Annotated in this window: 15 protein-coding genes; 8 read left to right on the forward strand and 7 right to left on the reverse strand. The window is 72.1% G+C overall.

Annotated features, from left to right (window positions below; translation table 11 throughout):
* The first annotated feature begins 447 nt into the window (after window positions 1-447).
* Window positions 448-897 carry a PTS glucose transporter subunit IIA gene (locus ACFW9Z_RS18515; protein ID WP_384641661.1) on the forward strand — a complete coding sequence of 150 codons (450 nt, stop codon included), beginning with the start codon at window positions 448-450 and terminating at the stop codon, window positions 895-897.
* Window positions 898-973: 76 nt separating this feature from the next.
* A complete protein-coding gene (gene ptsP / locus ACFW9Z_RS18520) occupies window positions 974-2,644 on the forward strand; it encodes a phosphoenolpyruvate--protein phosphotransferase (RefSeq protein ID WP_384641664.1) in 1,671 nt (556 codons plus the stop codon).
* Between the two features lie 72 nt (window positions 2,645-2,716).
* Here the strand turns inward: ptsP and ACFW9Z_RS18525 are convergent, their stop codons facing one another.
* Both ACFW9Z_RS18525 and ACFW9Z_RS18530 read right to left on the reverse strand, forming a co-directional pair.
* Window positions 2,717-3,685: a hypothetical protein gene (locus ACFW9Z_RS18525; protein WP_384641667.1), complete on the reverse strand. Its 969-nt coding sequence runs from the start codon at window positions 3,683-3,685 to the stop codon at window positions 2,717-2,719.
* 74 nt (window positions 3,686-3,759) lie between these two features.
* On the reverse strand, window positions 3,760-5,739 hold the full coding sequence (locus ACFW9Z_RS18530) for an acetoacetate--CoA ligase (protein ID WP_384641670.1): 1,980 nt from the start codon (window positions 5,737-5,739) through the stop codon (window positions 3,760-3,762).
* A gap of 335 nt (window positions 5,740-6,074) precedes the next feature.
* Between ACFW9Z_RS18530 and ACFW9Z_RS18535 the strand changes: the two genes are divergently transcribed.
* Complete coding sequence (locus tag ACFW9Z_RS18535; protein WP_384641673.1) at window positions 6,075-8,432, forward strand: glycoside hydrolase family 31 protein; 2,358 nt, start codon at window positions 6,075-6,077, stop codon at window positions 8,430-8,432.
* A 12-nt stretch (window positions 8,433-8,444) separates the two neighbouring features.
* Here ACFW9Z_RS18535 and ACFW9Z_RS18540 read toward each other — a convergent pair whose 3' ends face one another.
* Window positions 8,445-9,011, reverse strand: coding sequence for an NUDIX domain-containing protein (locus tag ACFW9Z_RS18540; protein WP_384641676.1), 567 nt, complete (start codon window positions 9,009-9,011; stop codon window positions 8,445-8,447).
* A gap of 93 nt (window positions 9,012-9,104) precedes the next feature.
* On the opposite strand from ACFW9Z_RS18540, the gene ACFW9Z_RS18545 reads away from it, so the two are divergent.
* The 4 genes from ACFW9Z_RS18545 to ACFW9Z_RS18560 all read left to right on the forward strand — a co-directional run bounded on the left by ACFW9Z_RS18545 (window position 9,105) and on the right by ACFW9Z_RS18560 (window position 12,234).
* The gene (locus tag ACFW9Z_RS18545; RefSeq protein ID WP_384641679.1) at window positions 9,105-9,938 is read left to right on the forward strand and encodes a M15 family metallopeptidase; all 834 of its coding nucleotides are present in this window, start codon (window positions 9,105-9,107) and stop codon (window positions 9,936-9,938) included.
* 128 nt (window positions 9,939-10,066) lie between these two features.
* Window positions 10,067-10,414, forward strand: a complete 348-nt coding sequence (locus tag ACFW9Z_RS18550) for an Mpo1-like protein (RefSeq protein WP_384641681.1) — start codon at window positions 10,067-10,069, stop codon at window positions 10,412-10,414.
* A gap of 99 nt (window positions 10,415-10,513) precedes the next feature.
* Complete coding sequence (locus ACFW9Z_RS18555; protein WP_384641683.1) at window positions 10,514-11,047, forward strand: Zn-ribbon domain-containing OB-fold protein; 534 nt, start codon at window positions 10,514-10,516, stop codon at window positions 11,045-11,047.
* Complete coding sequence (locus ACFW9Z_RS18560; RefSeq protein ID WP_384641686.1) at window positions 11,044-12,234, forward strand: lipid-transfer protein; 1,191 nt, start codon at window positions 11,044-11,046, stop codon at window positions 12,232-12,234. The genes ACFW9Z_RS18555 and ACFW9Z_RS18560 overlap by 4 nt, the downstream gene beginning before the upstream one ends.
* Window positions 12,235-12,363: 129 nt before the next feature.
* Here the strand turns inward: ACFW9Z_RS18560 and ACFW9Z_RS18565 are convergent, their stop codons facing one another.
* The 4 genes from ACFW9Z_RS18565 to ACFW9Z_RS18580 are packed head-to-tail and all read right to left on the reverse strand — an operon-like array spanning window position 12,364 to window position 17,064.
* Window positions 12,364-12,972 carry an ATP/GTP-binding protein gene (locus ACFW9Z_RS18565; RefSeq protein ID WP_384641688.1) on the reverse strand — a complete coding sequence of 203 codons (609 nt, stop codon included), beginning with the start codon at window positions 12,970-12,972 and terminating at the stop codon, window positions 12,364-12,366.
* The gene (locus tag ACFW9Z_RS18570) at window positions 12,953-13,480 is read right to left on the reverse strand and encodes a DUF742 domain-containing protein (protein WP_384641691.1); all 528 of its coding nucleotides are present in this window, start codon (window positions 13,478-13,480) and stop codon (window positions 12,953-12,955) included. Before ACFW9Z_RS18570 ends, ACFW9Z_RS18565 begins: the two co-directional genes overlap by 20 nt.
* A gap of 9 nt (window positions 13,481-13,489) precedes the next feature.
* The gene (locus ACFW9Z_RS18575) at window positions 13,490-13,933 is read right to left on the reverse strand and encodes a roadblock/LC7 domain-containing protein (RefSeq protein WP_384641694.1); all 444 of its coding nucleotides are present in this window, start codon (window positions 13,931-13,933) and stop codon (window positions 13,490-13,492) included.
* The gene (locus tag ACFW9Z_RS18580) at window positions 13,930-17,064 is read right to left on the reverse strand and encodes a nitrate- and nitrite sensing domain-containing protein (RefSeq protein ID WP_384641696.1); all 3,135 of its coding nucleotides are present in this window, start codon (window positions 17,062-17,064) and stop codon (window positions 13,930-13,932) included. Before ACFW9Z_RS18580 ends, ACFW9Z_RS18575 begins: the two co-directional genes overlap by 4 nt.
* 509 nt (window positions 17,065-17,573) lie before the next feature.
* Between ACFW9Z_RS18580 and ACFW9Z_RS18585 the strand changes: the two genes are divergently transcribed.
* Window positions 17,574-18,047 (forward strand): hypothetical protein, encoded by a 474-nt coding sequence (locus ACFW9Z_RS18585; RefSeq protein ID WP_384641699.1) that lies wholly within the window; start codon window positions 17,574-17,576, stop codon window positions 18,045-18,047.
* The last annotated feature ends 31 nt before the right edge of the window (window positions 18,048-18,078 follow it).

The following is an 18,078-nucleotide window of genomic DNA, read 5'->3' on the forward strand; positions in this document are numbered from 1 at the left end:
TTTTCTTTTTGTTCTTGCGTTTCCGACTCTATCAGACTCTTTCGTGTCCGATTCCCGGCCGAAGCGGGTCAAGCAGTCTTGCTGTTTTCGCTTTCCAGGTTCTTCGCTTTCGCGCTTTTCCCTTTCCGGCGAGTCCGACTCTATCAGGCCTTTTCCGTCTTCCTGACCACGTCCCGCGGGCATGCCGAAGGAAGGTTCAGGGTTAGGATCTGGGCTCAAAGGTCGCCGCCGACCCCCGACTCAAAGTCGCGTTGGGGTCAGGCAGGAGTACGACAGTACAGGCCGCCGGGGAGCGAGGCAAATCGTTCGCGGTGCACCCCTAGCTCTGTCAACCGGTAGGTCTCGGGCGGAACCGGGACTTCATATGACTTACTCTGCTGAGCAGTACGCCGTCCCCCATCAGCCGCGGCGGCGACACCTGAATCTCCACCCCCTGGGAGGCTCCCCATGACCAACGTGACGTCCCCTCTTGCTGGACGCGCCATCGGACTCACCGCGGTTCCCGACCCGGTCTTCTCCGGCGCGATGGTCGGTCCCGGCACCGCCATCGACCCCGTGCGTGAGCCCTCCGAGGCCGTGTCCCCCGTCGACGGCATCGTCGTCTCCCTCCACCCCCACGCGTTCGTCGTTGTCGACAGCGAGGGGCACGGGGTACTGACACACCTCGGTATCGACACCGTCCAGCTCAACGGCGAGGGCTTCGAGCTTCTCGTGAACAAGGGGGACACGGTTTCCCGCGGTCAGAGCATCGTGCGCTGGGACCCGGCCGGCGTCGAGGCCGCCGGCAAGTCACCCATCTGCCCGATCGTGGCCCTGGAGGCCACCGCCGAATCGCTCTCCGATGTCCGTGAGGACGGGGACGTGAAGGTCGGCGACTCGCTGTTCGGCTGGCAGTGACTCTTCGGACGCAGTGACAAAGCAGTTGCACAACCACCGCGGTGACACGGTCGCCGCACAACCGGAGACGGGTGAAATGGAGACAACGCTGCGAGGCGTCGGCGTGAGCCACGGTGTGGCCATCGGCGAGGTTCGGCACATGGGTACGGCGGTGCTGGAGCCGCCCGCCAAATCGATTCCCGCCGAGGAGGCCGGTCGCGAACAGGGGCGCGCCCGGCAGGCGGTGGAGGCCGTGGCGGCCGATCTGATCGCGCGTGGCAATCTGGCCGGCGGCGAGGCACAGCACGTGCTTGAGGCGCAGGCCATGATGGCGCAGGACCCCGAGCTGATGTCCGATGTCGATCGGCGCATCGCCGTGGGCAGCACCGCCGAGCGGGCCGTGTACGACGCGTTCGCCGCGTACCGGGCGCTGCTCGCCAATGCCGGGGAGTACCTGGCCGGGCGGGTCGCCGACCTCGACGACGTACGGAACCGGATCGTGGCGCGGCTGCTCGGTGTGCCGATGCCCGGGGTTCCGGACAGCGACGAGCCGTACGTCCTGATCGCGCGCGATCTGGCGCCGGCCGACACCGCGCTGCTCGACCCGACCCTGGTGCTCGGCTTCGTCACCGAGGAGGGCGGGCCGACCAGCCACAGCGCGATCCTGGCGCGGGCGCTCGGCGTTCCCGCCGTGGTGGCTCTGCCCGGCGCCGGTGAGCTGGCCGAGGGCACGGTCGTGGCGGTGGACGGCTCCACGGGGGAGATCTTCGTGGACCCGAGTGCCGAGAAGCGGGAGGAGATGCGGAGCGCCGCTGCCGCGCGTAAGGCCGCGCTGTCCGCCTCCACCGGTCCCGGTGCCACCTCCGACGGGCACAAGGTGCCGCTGCTCGCCAATGTCGGCGGTCCGGGCGATGTGCCCGCGGCCGTCGAGGCGGGGGCCGAGGGTGTGGGGCTGTTCCGCACCGAGTTCCTCTTCCTGGACGACAGCAAGCAGGCGCCGTCCGAGGAGAAGCAGATCGCGGCCTACCGCGCGGTGCTGGAGGCGTTCCCCGAGGGGCGTGTCGTCGTACGCGTACTGGACGCGGGGGCCGACAAGCCGCTGGACTTCCTGACGCCCGCCGACGAGCCGAACCCGGCGCTCGGTGTGCGCGGGCTGCGCAGCCTGCTGGACCACCCCGAGGTGCTGCGTACCCAGCTGACCGCGCTGGCCAAGGCCGCCGAGGGGCTGCCGGTGTACCTGGAGGTCATGGCCCCCATGGTGGCCGACCGCATCGACGCCAAGGCGTTCGCGGACGCGTGCCGTGAGGCCGGGCTGCAGGCGAAGTTCGGCGCGATGGTGGAGATCCCGTCCGCCGCTCTGCGGGCGCGGTCGATCCTCCAGGAGGTCGAGTTCCTCTCGCTGGGCACCAACGACCTGGCTCAGTACACCTTCGCCGCCGACCGTCAGGTGGGCGCGGTGTCCCGGCTCCAGGACCCGTGGCAGCCGGCGCTGCTGGATCTTGTCGCCCTGTCCGCCGAGGCGGCTCGTGCCGAGGGCAAGAGCTGTGGTGTGTGTGGTGAGGCCGCCGCGGATCCGCTGCTGGCCTGTGTGCTGACCGGTCTGGGTGTCACCTCGCTCTCCATGGGTGCCGCGTCCATTCCTTATGTGCGCGCCACGCTGGCCAAGTACACGCTGGCCCAGTGCGAGCGTGCGGCGAACGCCGCCCGTTCGGCCGACTCCGCCGAAGAGGCGCGCACCGCGGCTCAGGCCGTGTTGTCCGGCGAGTAGCCGCACCGCGTTGTTTACCGGAGGGGGCTTCCCGCCATGTGGCGGGGAGCCCCCTCCGGCTGTGTGCGCGTGTCAGCGGTGCGGTTCCGCCGGGTCGGCTCCGATGTCGAACCCCGCGCAGTACTCCACGCCGGATTCCGGGGAGACGGGCTCTCCCGTCTCGGCGTCGGTGCAGTAGGCGTTGAAGACCTCGCCCGCGGTGAGCGGGGCGAGGGCGCCGTATGCCAGTCTCCAGCCGTGGACGCGGTCCGGGGTGTCGGGGGCGCTGGTGCGGAGCACCACTCCCCCGGGCGATTCCAGGGCGATCGCCACCGCGAGCACGGTGGCGAACTCCGTTCCTTCCGAGGTGTCCAGGCGGGCCGGGCCCGTGGTGTCACGGTGGGTGTGGAGCACGGCCAGGAGCTGGTCGTTCTCCGTCGGGGTGGAGCAGACCAGGTGGTGGGTGCCCGGTCCTGCCGTCTCCAGCAGGCGCATCAGGAGGTGGGAGGCCCGGTCGAAGGCCGCGCGTCCGATGTCCTGGCCGCAGTCCGCGCAGGCTCCGAGGTCGGCGAGGAGGAGAGTGGCGTACTCCCAGGTGGCCTGGCGGACCGCGCGGGAGACCAGGAGCGGGATGAGGTCGGTCAGCCGTTGGCCGGTGTAGGCGACGGTGGCTCCGGCGGCGGCGATCTCGGCGGTGAAGCGGCTGCGGCTGGTGCCGGTGTCCGCGTCGAGTCCGGACTCCGCGCAGAACTCCGCGTAGTCCTCGGGGTCGAAGAGGGCGACCGTGGTGTGCATGCCCTGGGCGGCCAGTGTCTTGAGCAGGCCCTCGACCTGGTGGAGGTAGGCGGTGTGGTCGTCGAAAGGGAAGGTGCGGTAGCGGCGCATGGCCGCGAAGTCCTGGGCGTCGACCAGGAGGCCGACGGTGCTGGGGGCTTCGCGGCGCAGTGTGCGTCGCAGGGTGGTGCCGTGGGATTTGGTGCCGTGGGGTGTGGTGCCGTGTGGTGTGGTGCGGCGCTTCTTGTTGTGTTTGGAGCTGTGCTTGGTGTTGTCCTGCTGCGCCATGTGTCCCCCTGTGCGCGGTGAATGCTTGCTCACTCAGCGTAATCAGGGGGACTGACAACCGGCCCGGATGCCCGTTAGCGGCGGCGGTTCGCGGCCAGTTCGGCGTAGAAGTGGAGCAGGTCGAGGTTGTCGACCGAACCCGGGTTGACCGCCTTGGCCAGCTCGGTGCCCTGGAGCAGGCGCTTGACCGGGACCTCGATGCGCTTGCCGGTGAGCGTGTGCGGGATGGCGGGGACCTCGATGACCTCGTCCGGTACGTGGCGCGGGGAGAGGTTCTCACGGATGGTCTGCTTGATCGCGGCGCGCAGGTCATCGTCGAGGGTGGCGCCTTCGGCGAGGTGGACGAAGAGCGGCATCCAGTACCCGCCGTCGGGCTCCTCGATCCCGATGACGAGGGACTCGCGGATCTCGGGGAGCCGTTCGACGGCCTCGTAGATGTCGGCGGAGCCCATGCGGACGCCCTGACGGTTGAGGGTGGAGTCGGAGCGGCCGTGGATGATCACCGAACCGCGGTCGGTGATGGTGATCCAGTCCCCGTGGCGCCAGACGCCGGGGTACGTGTCGAAGTAGCTGTCGTGGTAGCGGCTGCCGTCGGGGTCGTTCCAGAAGCGGATCGGCATGGAGGGGAGCGGGTTGGCGACGACCAGTTCGCCGACCTCGTTGATGAGGGGTTTGCCGGCCGGGTCCCAGGACTGGAGGTCGGTGCCGAGACAGGGGGCCTGGAGCTCGCCGATGTGGACCGGGAGGGTGGGGACGGCTCCGGCGAAGCAGCTGCAGACATCGGTACCGCCGCTGACCGAGGCGATCCAGAGGTCCTCGGCCACCTCGTCGTGGAGCCAGCGGAAGCCGTCGGGCGGGAGCGGGGAGCCGGTGGTGGCGACGCACTGGACACGGGAGAGGTCGAAGTCGCGGCCGGGGTGGATGTCGGCCTTGCGGCAGGCCATGACATACGCGGCGGAGGTCCCGTAGAGGGTGGCGCCGGTCTGTTCGGCGATGCGCCACTGGGCGCTGACGTCCGGGTAGCCGGGGCTGCCGTCGTACAGGACGACGGTGGTGCCGGTGAGGAGGCCGGAGACGAGGAAGTTCCACATCATCCAGCCGGTGGAGGTGTACCAGAAGAAGCGGTCCTCGGGGCCGAGGTCGCAGTGGAGGCCGAGCTGCTTGAAGTGTTCGAGCAGGATGCCGCCCTGGGACTGGACGATGGCCTTGGGCAGGCCGGTCGTGCCGGAGGAGTAGAGGACCCAGAGCGGGTGGTCGAAGGGGACCTGTTCGAAGACCGGCTCGGTGTCGGCGGAGGTGAGGGCGGCCCAGGCCAGGGCGCCTTCGGGGGCGTCGGTGCCGAGCAGCGGGATGTGGACGACGGCGCGGAGGGTGGGCAGTTCGCGGCGGAGTTCGGCGACGGTCTCCGTACGGTCGTGCTCCTTGCCGCCGTAGCGGTAGCCGTCGACGGTGAAGAGGACGACGGGTTCGATCTGCTGGAAGCGGTCCAGGACGCTGCGGGCGCCGAAGTCGGGGGCGCAGGAGGTCCAGACGCCGCCGACGGCCGCGGTGGCGAGGAAGGCGACGACAGCCTGCGGGATGTTGGGGAGGTAGCCGCTGACGCGGTCGCCGGGGGTGACGCCGAGGGCGCGGAGTTCGGCGGCCAGGGCGCCGACCTGGCGGCGGAGGTCGGACCAGCTGATGGGGACCTGGGTGTGCGTCTCGTCGACGTACAGGAGGGCGGGGGTGTCGGCGCGGGCCGGGTCCTCGGCGGTGCGCAGGGCGTGTTCGGCGTAGTTGAGGGTGGCGCCGGGGAACCAGGTGGCGCCGGGCATGGCGCGGTCGCCGATGACGCTCTCGTACGGGGTGGAGAAGCGGACGTCGAACCAGTCGGCGACGGCCTGCCAGAAGGTGTCGAGCTCGTCGACGGACCAGCGGTGCAGGGCCTCGTACCCGCCCTCGGCCGGGGCTCCGTAGCGGCTCGCGGCCCAGCTCTGGAAGCGGGTGACGGCCGCGGCCTCGATGCGCTCGGGGCTGGGCTGCCAGAGGGGGGCGTCGGGCGTGGCTGCGGTCATGGGGCGGCTCCCTGGCTGGACGACGGGTACGCGGGTGGCGTGTCGGCGCGCACGGCTGGGGTGTGCGCGTGGGCGGCTGACACGGACGATGCCATGTGATCGTCTTCGGCACCAGGGTGGGTCGGCGTGACGCCTGGCTCTGTGGGGGCTCTGTGGGGGTGGGTCGGGGGCGCCGGGGTGTCGGTGGGCCGGGGGTCCCCGTCGGTGGGCCGGAGGTCGCCGTCGGTGGGCCGGAGGCGGGCCGTCGGTGGGCCGGGATGGTTCCCCCGTCGGAGCGGGTGAACGGGAGTTGAACGGGAGGTTCTGCGGTCCGGGCGGGTGGCAGGGTGTGCGCCATGGACGGTCGTGACCTGGTGCGTCGGGTGAAGTTGGTCGGTTCGGTACGGGGGCTGCGCACGGTGCGCGCGGCCTGGCGGCGCCGGTCGGCGGATGCGAAGGCGTTGCCCGCGCGTGGTGCGGAGCGGGCCCGGGTGCCCGGTGCGGTGGTGGGGGCGGAGCCGGGTCCGGGCGGGGGCGTGGTGCGGTTCGCCCGTTCGGAGCTGCGGATCCGGGTGGCGGTGGGCGGTGCGGTGTTCTGGGCGTGGGACGGGGCCGATCCGCTGCCGTCGTACGCGCTGGCGGGTGAGGTGCCGGCGGCGGATCCGCGGGCGTCGCTGGAGCCGGACAAGGACGGCGGCTGGCAGGTGGTGTCCGAGCGGCTGACGGTGGTGGTCTCGCGCACGGGTGCGGTGGAGCTGCGGACGCCGGGCGGGGTGCTGCTGCGGCGGGAGTTGCCGCCGCGCTGGTGGGAGCCGGTGGGCGGGGGGTCGGTGCGGTGGGTGCAGCGGTCGGAGGTGCCTGCGGACGCGCGGTTCTTCGGGCTGGGCGGGCGGGCGTCGGGGCCCCGGCTGCGGGACGGGGCGTACGGGCTGTGGAACACCGATCCGGGCGGGCGGTTCGGTCCGGGGGACGATCCGCTGTATCTGACGATGCCGGTGCAGGTGGTGGTCTCGGACGCGGGGACGCATCTGGCGTTCCACGACAACACCTGGGCGGGCCGGGTGGTGGTGCGCGAGGGCGAGGAGGGCGCGGGCTCCGGGCACGACCGGCCGGGCACGTGCGAGGTGCGGATGGAGGGCGGTCCGCTGCGCTGCTGGGTGGTGGCGGGGACGCCGGCCCGGGTGCTCCAGGGGTGGACTGCGCTGACGGGCGCTCCGGCGGTGCCGCCGTCGTGGGCGCTGGGGCCGCAGCACGCCCGGTGGGGGTTCGGCGGGGAGCGGGAGGTGCGGCGGGTGGTGGCCGGGTACCGGGAGCGGGGGCTGCCGCTGTCCGTGCTGCACCTGGACATCGACCACTACGACGGGCACCGGGTGTTCACGGTCGACCGGGAGCAGTTCCCGGCGCTGCCCGCGCTGGCGGAGGAGCTGCGGGCGGAGGGCGTGCGGCTGGTGTCGATCGTCGATCCGGCGGTGAAGGCGGCGCCGGGCGACGCGGTGTTCGACGCGGGGCTGGCGGTCGGGGAGCGTGGGGCGTACGTCCGGGACGCGCGGGGGCGGGTGGTGGTGGGCGAAGTGTGGCCCGGGGCCTGCGTCTATCCGGATTTCACGGATCCGCTTGTGCGGGAATGGTGGGGATCTCTGTACGCGGAGCGGCTTGCGCAGGGCTTCTCGGGGGTCTGGCACGACATGAACGAGCCGGTGTCGTTCACCGCGTTCGGGGACCCGTCACTGCCGCGTTCCGCCCGGCACGTCCTGAAGGGACACGGCGGCGACCATCGCGAGGCGCACAACGTGTACGGGCTGGCGATGGCCCGTGCCGGGTACGAGGGGCTGCTCCGGCTGCGTCCCGAGGAGCGGCCGTTCCTGTTCTCGCGGTCGGGGTGGGTGGGGATGCAGCGGTACGGGGGCACCTGGTCCGGTGATGTGTCGTCCGGGTGGCCCGGGCTGCGGGCCTCGCTGTCGCTGGTGCTGGGTCTCGGGCTGTGCGGGGTGCCGTACTCGGGGCCGGACGTGGGCGGGTTCGACGGGTTCCCGTCGCCGGAGCTGTATCTGCGGTGGTTCCAGTTGGGCGCGTACCTGCCGTTGTTCCGGACCCATGCGGCGATCGACGCGGGGCGCCGGGAGCCGTGGGAGTTCGGGCCCGAGGTGCTGGAGCACGCGCGGGCGGCGTTGGTGGAGCGGGAGCGGCTGCACCCGTACTTCGTGACGCTGTCGCAGGTGGCGCGGCTGACGGGGGCGCCCTATGTGCGGCCGGTGTGGTGGGGGGCGCCGGGCGACCGGGCGCTGCGGGGGTGCGAGGACGCGTTCCTGATGGGCGATGCGCTGCTGGTCGCGCCGGTGCTGGAGGCCGGGGCGGACCGGCGGGTGGTGCGGCTGCCCCGGGGGCGCTGGTACGACACGGGGACCGGGCGGGCGTACGAGGGGCCGGGGCCGGTGGTGGTCGACGCGCCGCTCTCCCGCATTCCGGTGCTGGCGCGGGCGGGGGCGGTGATTCCGGTGCGGGGTGCGGACGGTGGGCTGGAGCTGGAGGTGTGGGCGCCGGCACCCGGGCGCACCGGGGGCGGGCTGGTGGTCCGGGACCCGGGTGACGGGTGGGCGGAGGCGGAGGTCGAGCGGTGTGTGTCGCGGTGGGAGGGCGACCGGGTGGTGGTGGAGCGGGAGGGGGGCTCGGTCGGCCTTCCGGTGCGGGTTCGGGGGGTGGGGGTGGAGGGGTAGGGCTGGGGGGTCTCAGCTGTAGCGGCCTGCGAACCATGCGTTCACGGCCTCGGTGTGGAGCGGGAAGGCCAGCGGGCGCGGGGCGTAGAGGATCTCGTACCCCGAGGTCTCGTGGGTGGGGACGGAGCCCGGCAGGCTCGACAGGGGCCGGTGCGGGAGGAGGCCGAAGAGCAGGAGGTGGCCGCCGGTGTCGCTGAGTGCGTCGGCGAGGCGGACGTCCTGTTCGGCGGCCTCGATCCCGGTCTCCTCGCGCAGTTCCCGGACGACCGCGTGGCGCCAGTCCTCGGCGTGGTCGATGAAGCCGCCGGGCAGCGCGGTGCCGCCCTTCTGCGGCTGGATGGTGCGCGTGATGACGACGAGTCCGGGCGAGCGCGGGCCGGTCACGGGGAGCAGGGCCACGGCGACCGGGAGCGGGTTGCGGTAGGCCGTGGCGCCGCAGCGGGCGCAGGTGCGGGGCCAAGTGCCGGGGGACAGCAGAGTCGTGTACGGGGCTCCGCAGGTGGAGCAGTGGGAGTCCCTCGCGTACGGGGAGGGCTGCCGGCCGGTCGGCGGGGCGGGGCTGTCGGTGGGCTCGGGCACGGGCGGACTGTATCGGATCGGGCTCTCGACCGGGGTGCGGAGCTGGTGATGGGCCCTCTCGCCCGAGGCGCGGAGCTGGTGGACGATGCGGCCATGACAGGAATGCGTACCGCCCTCCGCGCCCTGGCCACCGCTGCCGCCGCTCTGCTCACCACCACGGCCGCCGTCGCCGCTCCGGCACAGGCCGCCGTCGCCGCTCCCGTACCGGCTCACCCCGAACCCAAGGCGCCCGAAGGGTTCGTGGCGTTGCGTTCGGTGGATCCGACGATCATCCAGGAGATGCGCTACACGACCGCGCACACCTTCCTCGGTGAGCGCGTCGACGGCTACCGGCAGCCGGTCTGCATCCTGACCCGGCCCGCGGCCCTGGCTCTGCACCGGGCGCAGAAGCGGCTGTCGCGCCAGGGGTATTCGCTGAAGGTGTACGACTGTTACCGGCCGCAGCGGGCGGTGGACCACTTCGTGCGGTGGGCGAAGGATCTCGAAGACCAGTCCATGAAGGGGGAGTTCTATCCGCTGGTCGACAAGGACCGGCTTTTCGAGGACGGTTACATCGCGGAGAGGTCCGGGCACAGCAGGGGCAGCACGGTGGATCTGACACTGGTCCGGCTTCCGGCGCTGCCGACCAGGCCGTACCGGCCGGGTGAGAGACTGACGCCCTGCTTCGCTCCCCAGGGCGAGCGGTTCCCCGACAACTCGGTGGACATGGGCACCGGTTACGACTGCTTCGACACCCTCTCGCACACGGACGACCCCCGGATCCAGGGGGTCCAGCGCGCCAACCGGCAGTTCCTGAAGCGGACGTTGAGCGAGGTCGGGTTCGTGAACCTGCCCGAGGAGTGGTGGCACTTCACCCACAAGCCCGAGCTGTTCCCGGACACCTACTTCGACTTTCCGGTGGACCTCAGGTCGGTCGCCGCGCGCTGAGGCGGCGAGCGCGAGAAGGCAGAGAACGGGCGGACCGGGACCACCCCCGTGGGCTCCGGCCGCCCGTTCTTCCTTTCGGACGCGAAAGGGTCGTGTTCGGTTGCAGTTCGGGCGGCTACGGTGCCCGTATGTCACAGCAGACGTTCGATTCGTACGAGGAATTCTGGCCGTACTACGTCGCGATGCACTCCCGCGCCGCCACCCGCTGGGTCCATCTCACCGGCACACTGACCGGCCTCACCATCGCCGCCTACGGGCTGGCCCGGGGCCGGAAACGGTATCTGGCGGCCCTGCCGCTGATCGGGTACGGCACGGCCTGGCCCGCGCACTTCCTGATCGAGAAGAACAACCCCGCCACCTTCGGGCATCCGGCGTGGTCGCTGCGCGGGGACGCGCAGATGATCCGGATGATGCTCGCGGGGCGGGACACGGAGCTGGCCCAGACTGCGGCGAAGTGGTGGGCCGAGCACGGCTGAGCCGCGTACGGCCCGGGTCCCGGGCCGTACCCCTCGTCGGCGGCGGTCCGGCGTGGCACACTTCTGACGTTCCGTCAGATTCATTGCCGGGGAGGGGCTTTGCCGCGTACACGCATACCGGTGGTGGCCGGTTGGTTCACCGAGGACGGCAGCGGGGAGGAGTTCCGGCTGCTGGGCACCCGCTGCTCCGGGTGCCGGACGGTCCACTTCCCCCGGGAGGACGGCCACTGCCGCAATCCGGGCTGTCCCGGCGGGGAGTTGACGGAGGTGCCGCTATCCCGGCGGGGCACGGTGTGGTCCTGCACCGACGGGCGCTACCAGCCCCCTCCCCCGTACATCAGCGATCCCGGGGTGCCCTGGGTGCCGTACACCCTGGTCGCCGTGGAGCTGGCGGCCGAGCGCATGGTGGTGCTGGGGCAGGCCGCGCCGGGGGTGGGTGTCGCGGAGTTGCCCGTGGGGTCGGTGGTGGAGGTGGTGCCGGGGGTGCTGGACGAGGATCCGGTGGCGGGCGTCGTCCACACGACCTGGCACTGGCGTCCCGTCGCGGCGGAGGGGGCCGTCATGGGGCCGGGGGCCGTGGCGGAATCGGAGTCGGAGTCGGAGACCGTATTGGCGCCGGGGGCCGTCTCGTGACCGGGGATGTGGCCGTTCTCGGGGCCGGGATGCATCCCTGGGGCAAGTGGGGGCGCGGCTTCGTCGCGTACGGGCGGGTCGCCGCGCGCGCCGCTCTCGCCGATGCGGGTGTGGGCTGGCCCGAGGTGGGGTCGGTGGTCGGTGCGCAGACGGTCCGGGGCGGCTATCCGGGGTACGTGGCGGGGGCCGCCTTCGCGCAGGCGCTGGGGTGGCAGGGTGCGCGGGTGACCTCCGTGTACGCCGCGTGCGCGTCGGGGGCTCAGGCCGTCAACACGGCGCGGGCCCAGATCCTGGCGGGGATGGCGGACGTGGTCCTGGTGGTGGGGGCCGACGCGGCGCCGAAGGGGTTCTTCGCCCCGGCGGGCGGGGAGCGGCCGGACGATCCGGACTGGCTGCGCTTCCGGGTGCTCGGGGCGACGAATCCGTCGTACTTCGGGCTGTACGCCCGCCGCCGGATGGCCCTGTACGGGGACTCGCCGGAGGATTTCGCACTGGTCAAGGTAAAGAACGCGGCGGCGGGCTCGCTCAACGAGTACGCCCGCTACCGGAAGCCGGTGACGGCCGCGAAGGTCGCCGCCTCCGCGATGGTCGCCGATCCACTGCGGCTGCTCGACATCTGCGCCACCTCCGACGGGGCCGCGGCCCTGGTGCTGTGCAGCATGGAGTTCGCACGGCGGCGCGGGGTGGCCGATCCGGTGCGGATCCGGGCCGTCTCCACGGTCACGCCGACGTTCCCGAGGACCGTCCTCGATCTGCCCGACATCGCCACCGACTCGGCGGTGGCCGTGGACCCGTCACCGGAGAGCTTCCGGGCGTCGATCGCCCGGGCCGCGTACGAGGAGGCGGGGATCGGGCCGGAGGATCTGTCGCTGGCGGAGGTGTACGACCTGTCCACGGCACTGGAGTTGGAGTGGTACGAGGACATCGGGCTCTGTGCCCGGGGTGAGGGCGCGAAGCTCGTGCGGGAGGGGACGACCGCGCTGGGCGGCCGCGTTCCCGTCAACACGAGCGGCGGTCTCGCCTCGTTCGGCGAGGCGGTGCCCGCGCAGGCGATCGCCCAGGTCTGTGAGCTGACATGGCAGTTGCGCGGCCGGGGCGGGGACCGGCAGGTGCCGGGGGCCAGGGTGGGCATCACGGCCAACCAGGGTCTCTTCGGACATGGTTCGGCGGTGGTGGCCGTCCGCTGAGGACTTCTTCTTGTCTGCCCATGACTTGACGAACCGTCACAGCCGCAGAACACTCACAGCCCGGCTCGCCGGACGATGTGCGGCCCGTACCCCTGTCGGCGGGGGTACGGGCCGTACACGTAACACGGTTCAGGTGGCGACGGGCTGGCGGTCCCGCGCCGCGCGCTCCAGGGCGTGTTCGACCACCGCGATCAGGACGTCACGCACCGAGGAGCGGTCCCGCGCGTCGCACAGCAGCACCGGGACCCCGGGGTCGAGGTCAAGGGCGGCCGCTACCGTCTCGGTGGGGAACTCCCCTGCCCCCTCGAAGCAGTTGACGGCCACGGTGAACGGGATCCGCCGACGCTCGAAGTAGTCCACCGCCGCGAAGCAGTCCTCCAGGCGCCGGGTGTCGGCAAGGACGACCGCGCCCAGGGCGCCCTGGGCCAGCTCGTCCCAGAGGAACCAGAAGCGGTCCTGGCCCGGTGTGCCGAAGAGGTAGAGGACGAGGTCCTCGCGGAGCGTGATCCGGCCGAAGTCCATGGCGACCGTGGTGGTGGTCTTGGACTCGACCCCCTCCAGATCGTCCACCGGGCGGCCCGCCTCGCTGAGGCGCTCCTCCGTGCGCAGCGGTCTGATCTCGCTGACCGCGCCGACCGCGGTCGTCTTGCCGACGCCGAACCCTCCCGCCACCAGGATCTTCAGGGTGACGGGCTCGACGGGCCGCTGCTTGACGCGGCTAGAGCGCCCGAAGGCCATTGATTACCTCGCGAAGAATGTTCACGTCCGGCAGCTCGGCCGGCGGAACGGGACGGGTGACATGCACCAGCTCGTCCTCGACGAGATCGCCGACCAGGACCCGTACCACCCCTACCGGGAGGTCGAGTTCCGCGGCGAGCTCGGCGATCGACTGGGGCATGTCGCTGCAGAGTTCGACGATCGTGACGTGTTCGGGCGCGAGCGTCTGGTCCCGGCCGGGGTCCTCGGCGGCGGGTTCGGGCACGACGAGGGCGATCAGGTCGAGCCGGTGCCGGGAGGCGCTGCTCGTACGCCCCCGGGTCATGGCGTACGGGCGGACCACCGGCCCCGCCTCCGCGTCGTACCAACGCGAGGACTGGGGGTCGGCGGTCCCGTCCGGGGATCCGGGGGCCGGGGAGCCGGAGCCCGTGGATCCGGAATCCGCGGACGCGAAGCCCGTGGACCTGGAATCCGTGGACCCGGAGCCCGTGGATCCGGGGTTCGTGCCCCGGGGGGAGTCAGCGCTCATGCCCGGCCCTCACCCTCCGGCGGGCAGACCGGTCGTCCGCGGGGCGTTGGCCAGGTGGGCCCCCACGCGCTTGACCATGAGCGTCATCTCGTACGCCACCTGGCCCACGTCGGAGTCGGCGTCGGCCAGGACGGCGAGACAGCTACCGTCCCCCGCCGCGGTGACGAAGAGGAACGCCTCGTCCAGTTCGACGACGGTCTGGCGTACCTGGCCCGCGTCGAAGTGGCGGCCCACACCCTTGGCGAGGCTGTGGAACCCGGAGGCGACGGCGGCCAGATGCTCGCTGTCCTCCCGGCTCAGATCCTGCGAGGTGCCGGTGGCGAGCCCGTCGCTGGAGAGCACCAGCGCCTTGCGGATGCTGGCGACGCGCTGGACGAGCTCGTCCAGCAGCCAGTTGAGCTCGCCCGAGCCGTGACGTGCGGGGTTGGGTGCTGCGGCGTTCGGTGCGGTCATCGACCGTCCCCTCCCGGAGTGGTTCCTGGTGCTGTTCCTTCGGAGCCGGCCTCGTTCTCGGCGTCCTCGGCGTTCTGCCGACGGCCGCGCTGCCAGCCACGTTGGAGTGAGGCCATGCGGTTGCGTACTTCGTCCGCGTCACGGTCGTAGTCGTCGGCCGTGTCCACGGGCGCCCGGTGCGGAGTCCGGTCCGCGGAGTCCGCACGGAGCTGGTGGGCGAGGCTGGCCTGCCGGACCCGCCGGGGCAGGCCGCCCACGGTGTCGGGGGCGGTCGGGCCGTCCGGCGCGGAGGTGGTGCCGCGCCGGGCCTCGGTGGTGCGGGGTGGTGGTTCTGTGGTGTGCGGGGGTTCTGTGGTGCTGAGTGGTGCGGCGGCGCGGCGTGCGGCGCGGGCGGCCCACGGGGTGGTGGGGATGGGCCGGGGCGCGTCGGAGGCGTGCGGGAATCGTGATGCGTCGGGCTCGCGTGTTACGTCGGTGGCGCGGGGTGTGTCCGGGGCTCCGGCTCCCCGGGGCGCCTCCTTGTGGGCGACCGGGCCGGTCGGGGTGCGAGGAGCGGTGGCGGAGGGCTCGGCGGCGGACGTCTCCGGGTCCTGGTCGTCCACGCGACGGCCCCGGTCGGTGACCAGCGTCGGCGGTGTGCGGCGCGGCAGCGGGACCGGACCGGCGGGACGCATCGGGCGGACGGCGGCCGTGGGCCCTTCACCATGGTCGCGCGCCTGCTGATGCTGTACGCGGTCGGCGGCGCGGCGGGCGTTTCCGGCGTCACCGCGCCGCAGCTTGACGGCCTCCTCGCGGCGCGGACCCCGGCCGTCGCGGCGCGCACTCCGAGCGTCGTCGCGGGGCAGGTCGCTGTCGTCGTCACGGCGCAGGTCTCGGGCGCGGAAGATGCCGCCGCGTTCGCTCTCGGTGTCCTCCAGGTCGGAGACTCCGTCGAGCACGGGCCCCAGGACGGGGTCCAGGGCCGGGTCCGACGATGCGCGGTCCAGCGGGTCGTCGGCGAGGTCCAGCGGGCCGACCGGGGCCTCCAGCTCCACCGGGCCGTCGAGCACCGCCGGGCCGCTGAGCCCGGTGGGGACCGGAGAGAGCACGGTGGAGCGGCCGCCCGCCCTGCGGTCGCCGCCCCCGGTCGCCGGGTCCCGGGCGCCCTCGGTGGCCGACGCGTCGCCGTTGGCGCGGCCGCTGCCGATCGCCCGCTCCGCGCGGCGGTCGAGACGGAAGCCGGTGCCGTGGGTGTCGGGGGCCTCGGTGAGGAGGGGGGCCGGGATGAACACGACCGCCGTCGTGCCTCCGTACGGCGATTTCTGCAGGGAGACCCGGACGTTCTGCCGCTGGGCGAGGCGGCTGACCACGAAGAGGCCGAGGCGGTCGGTGTCGGAGAGCTCGAAGTCGGGGGTCTCGGCAAGTCGGAGGTTGGCGTCGAGCAGGACTTCGGGGGGCATGCCGAGGCCGCGGTCGTGGATTTCGAGGGTGAAGCCGTTGGAGACGCGTTCGCCGTGCACCTGGACCGCCGTGTGCGGGGGCGAGAAGACGGTGGCGTTCTCCAGGAGTTCGGCGATGAGGTGGGTGAGGTCGGCGACGGCGGGGCCGCCCACGCCGATCCGGGGCAGCCGCCGGACCTCGATGCGTTCGTAGTCCTCGACCTCGGCGACGGCCGCCCGCACCACGTCCATGAGCTGGATCGGCTTGCGCCACTGCCGGGAGGGGGCCGCGCCGGAGAGGATCACGAGCCCTTCGGCGTGGCGCCGCATGCGGGTGGTGAGGTGGTCCAGGCGGAAGAGGTCGGCGAGTTCGTCGCTGTTCTCGGTGCGGCGCTCCATGGTGTCCAGCAGGGTCAGCTGGCGGTGCAGGAGGACCTGGTTGCGGCGGGCGAGGTTGACGAAGACCTCGGAGACGCCGCGCCGCATGTCGGCCTGTTTGACGGCGGCCTCGACGGCGGCCCGCTGGAGGGTGTTGAGCGCCTGGCCGACCTGGCCGATCTCGTCGCGCTCGTAGGTGAGGTGGGGGGCCTCGGTCTCGACGTCGACCTGTTCACCGGCGGCCAGTCGGCGCATGACGCTCGGCAGGCGTACGCCGGAGACCTCGTGGGCGTCCTTGCGGAGCCGGGAGAGGTCACGGACGAGTTCGCGGCCGATCCGTACGGAGACGAAGATCGAGACGATCAGGGCCAGGAAGCCGAGGACCCCGGCGGCACCGGCCTGGGCGAGGACCCGGTACCCGGCCGGTTCGGCGCGGTCCTGGAAGCGGTCGCGCATCTCCGTGGAGTCGCGGGCCAGCCGGTCGAGGACAGGCAGGGCCGCCGCCTGCCACCGCTCCGTGTCGACGGCGCTCGGACGCTTCGTGGGCCCGGCGGCGATCAGGGTGTCCTCGGCGGTGCGCAGCGGTTCGGCGTCCGGGCTGCTCCAGAACTGTTCCACTCGTCGGCGTTCGGCGGCGGGAAGGTTTTCGAGGCTGACCTCGTAGAGCAGTTCGCGCTGGGCCACCAGGCCGGATATCTGGCGGAGTTCGGCGGTGGTGAAGCGGCCCGCGATCAGTCCCGACGCGATCAGCGCGTCCTCGCGGGAGAGCATCTCCCGGGCGCGGGAGACGCCGGCCAGGGCCCGCATCTGCTTGTCCATCGATCCGTTCTCCGTCGTGTGGAGACCGTTGAGGAAGCGGTACGCGGGGTCGACGAGGCCGTTGTAGAAGTCCAGGGCCTTGGCCCGGCCGATGGTGCGCTTCTCGACCGATTCGCGCAGCGAGCCCAGGCCGTCGACGGCGCTCAGGATCGCTTCGAGGCGGGTGCGGGCCTCGGGGTTCAGCGCCTCGCGGACATCGTTCCGGCGGGCATTGTCCCTGACTTCGGCCACCACCCGGTCGGTGTCGGCGCGCTGCCGCAGCAGGACGGGCAGGGCGTCGGAGGCGCGGGGGTCCGCCAGGAAGACCAGAGTCTGCCGGCGTTCCGACTGGACGGCCCGGACGGTCTCCTCCAGTGGTCCGCCGACCTTCTCCACGATGTTTCCGGCGCTCATCAGTTCGCTCGCCTGACGGCCGGTGACGTACGTGGCGAGGAACCACAGGCCCGTGAGGGAGACGAGCGGCACCAGCAGCAACGCCACGATCTTCCTGCGGATGGACTTCCCGCGAAAGCGCATGGCCTCCCCCAGATCGGCCCCGCACCGCGGGGGTGGTCATCCTTCGGTCGTCCCTCGACCCTGCCCCGACGTCCGCCGTACGTACACCGGCGCGCATCGGACGAACGCGGGCGAGGGTCCGTCCTGCGTCAATAAACGGCGCGAGCCTACTACTGACACAGAGACAACTCGAAGACACGTCCGGATGATTTTCAGCCGTCCGGCCAGGTGTTGATCATGAATTGTCCCGGTATTCCCGGAGATGAAATTCGCGAAAGCGACACAGGATCACCGCCCACCCACCGAGTACAGGCCCACATCAGTTGGCTGGAATTCTTCGTTCCGTGACTTTCGGGGCTCTGTGGTGGCTTTCAGGGGGAATCTTCTGCGCGGGTGGTTCGTCCATATGTACGGGGTAGACGCACAGCGGGGGGGGGCGCGCGGCAGTACGCAAGCCAACCGCCCGCGTAGAACCGGCGCAAGCCGGGCAGCCACCCTGAAGTCGGACAGTGGTGGGGAGTTGAAGGACCTTGAGCACGCAGGAGCGCGGAAGCGCCGGAGCACCGGTCGGCACCGCGAGGACGGACGCCGTGGACGGGGCACGGATTCCGCGGCAGTTGTGGGTGGAGGAGCCCGCGGGGAGGCGGCGGATGCCGGATGCGGTGCGGACGGCCGCCGTGCGCGCCGTCCTCATCATGTCGCTGACGATCATCCAGGCGGTGGTCGCCTTCCTGTGCACGTTGGCCGGCTCCTGGCTGGCCTTCCCGATGGTGCTCAGCAGTGTGGCCAGCACGGTGGTGGCCACCTGGGCGGTGCTCGACGTCTGGGTCACCCGGCAGGTGTGGAACCAGCGCCACGGTGTGGTGTCCGAGCCCAGCAGCACCGCCCGGCAGATGCGCCGGGAGCGGCGCCGGGCCCAGCGGGCGGCGCGAGCAGCCGAACGGGGCGATGGGGGCGGCGGGATACGCGGCCGCCGGAGCACCGGCGACCTCTCCCGGGCGTGAGGCCTTCCCGGGCGTGAGACCACTGGGCGGG

It is taken from the genome of Streptomyces sp. NPDC059452, assembly GCF_042750035.1.
Lineage (GTDB): Bacteria > Actinomycetota > Actinomycetes > Streptomycetales > Streptomycetaceae > Streptomyces.

Bases quoted from the DNA above. Each gene is read 5' to 3' on its own strand.
- ACFW9Z_RS18515 (WP_384641661.1), top strand. From the start codon at position 448: ATGACCAACGTGACGTCCCCTCTTGCTGGACGCGCCATCGGACTCACC.
- ptsP (WP_384641664.1), top strand. From the start codon at position 974: ATGGAGACAACGCTGCGAGGCGTCGGCGTGAGCCACGGTGTGGCCATC.
- ACFW9Z_RS18525 (WP_384641667.1), bottom strand. From the start codon at position 3,685: ATGGCGCAGCAGGACAACACCAAGCACAGCTCCAAACACAACAAGAAG.
- ACFW9Z_RS18530 (WP_384641670.1), bottom strand. From the start codon at position 5,739: ATGACCGCAGCCACGCCCGACGCCCCCCTCTGGCAGCCCAGCCCCGAG.
- ACFW9Z_RS18535 (WP_384641673.1), top strand. From the start codon at position 6,075: ATGGACGGTCGTGACCTGGTGCGTCGGGTGAAGTTGGTCGGTTCGGTA.
- ACFW9Z_RS18545 (WP_384641679.1), top strand. From the start codon at position 9,105: ATGACAGGAATGCGTACCGCCCTCCGCGCCCTGGCCACCGCTGCCGCC.
- ACFW9Z_RS18550 (WP_384641681.1), top strand. From the start codon at position 10,067: ATGTCACAGCAGACGTTCGATTCGTACGAGGAATTCTGGCCGTACTAC.
- ACFW9Z_RS18565 (WP_384641688.1), bottom strand. From the start codon at position 12,972: ATGGCCTTCGGGCGCTCTAGCCGCGTCAAGCAGCGGCCCGTCGAGCCC.
- ACFW9Z_RS18570 (WP_384641691.1), bottom strand. From the start codon at position 13,480: ATGAGCGCTGACTCCCCCCGGGGCACGAACCCCGGATCCACGGGCTCC.
- ACFW9Z_RS18575 (WP_384641694.1), bottom strand. From the start codon at position 13,933: ATGACCGCACCGAACGCCGCAGCACCCAACCCCGCACGTCACGGCTCG.
- ACFW9Z_RS18580 (WP_384641696.1), bottom strand. From the start codon at position 17,064: ATGCGCTTTCGCGGGAAGTCCATCCGCAGGAAGATCGTGGCGTTGCTG.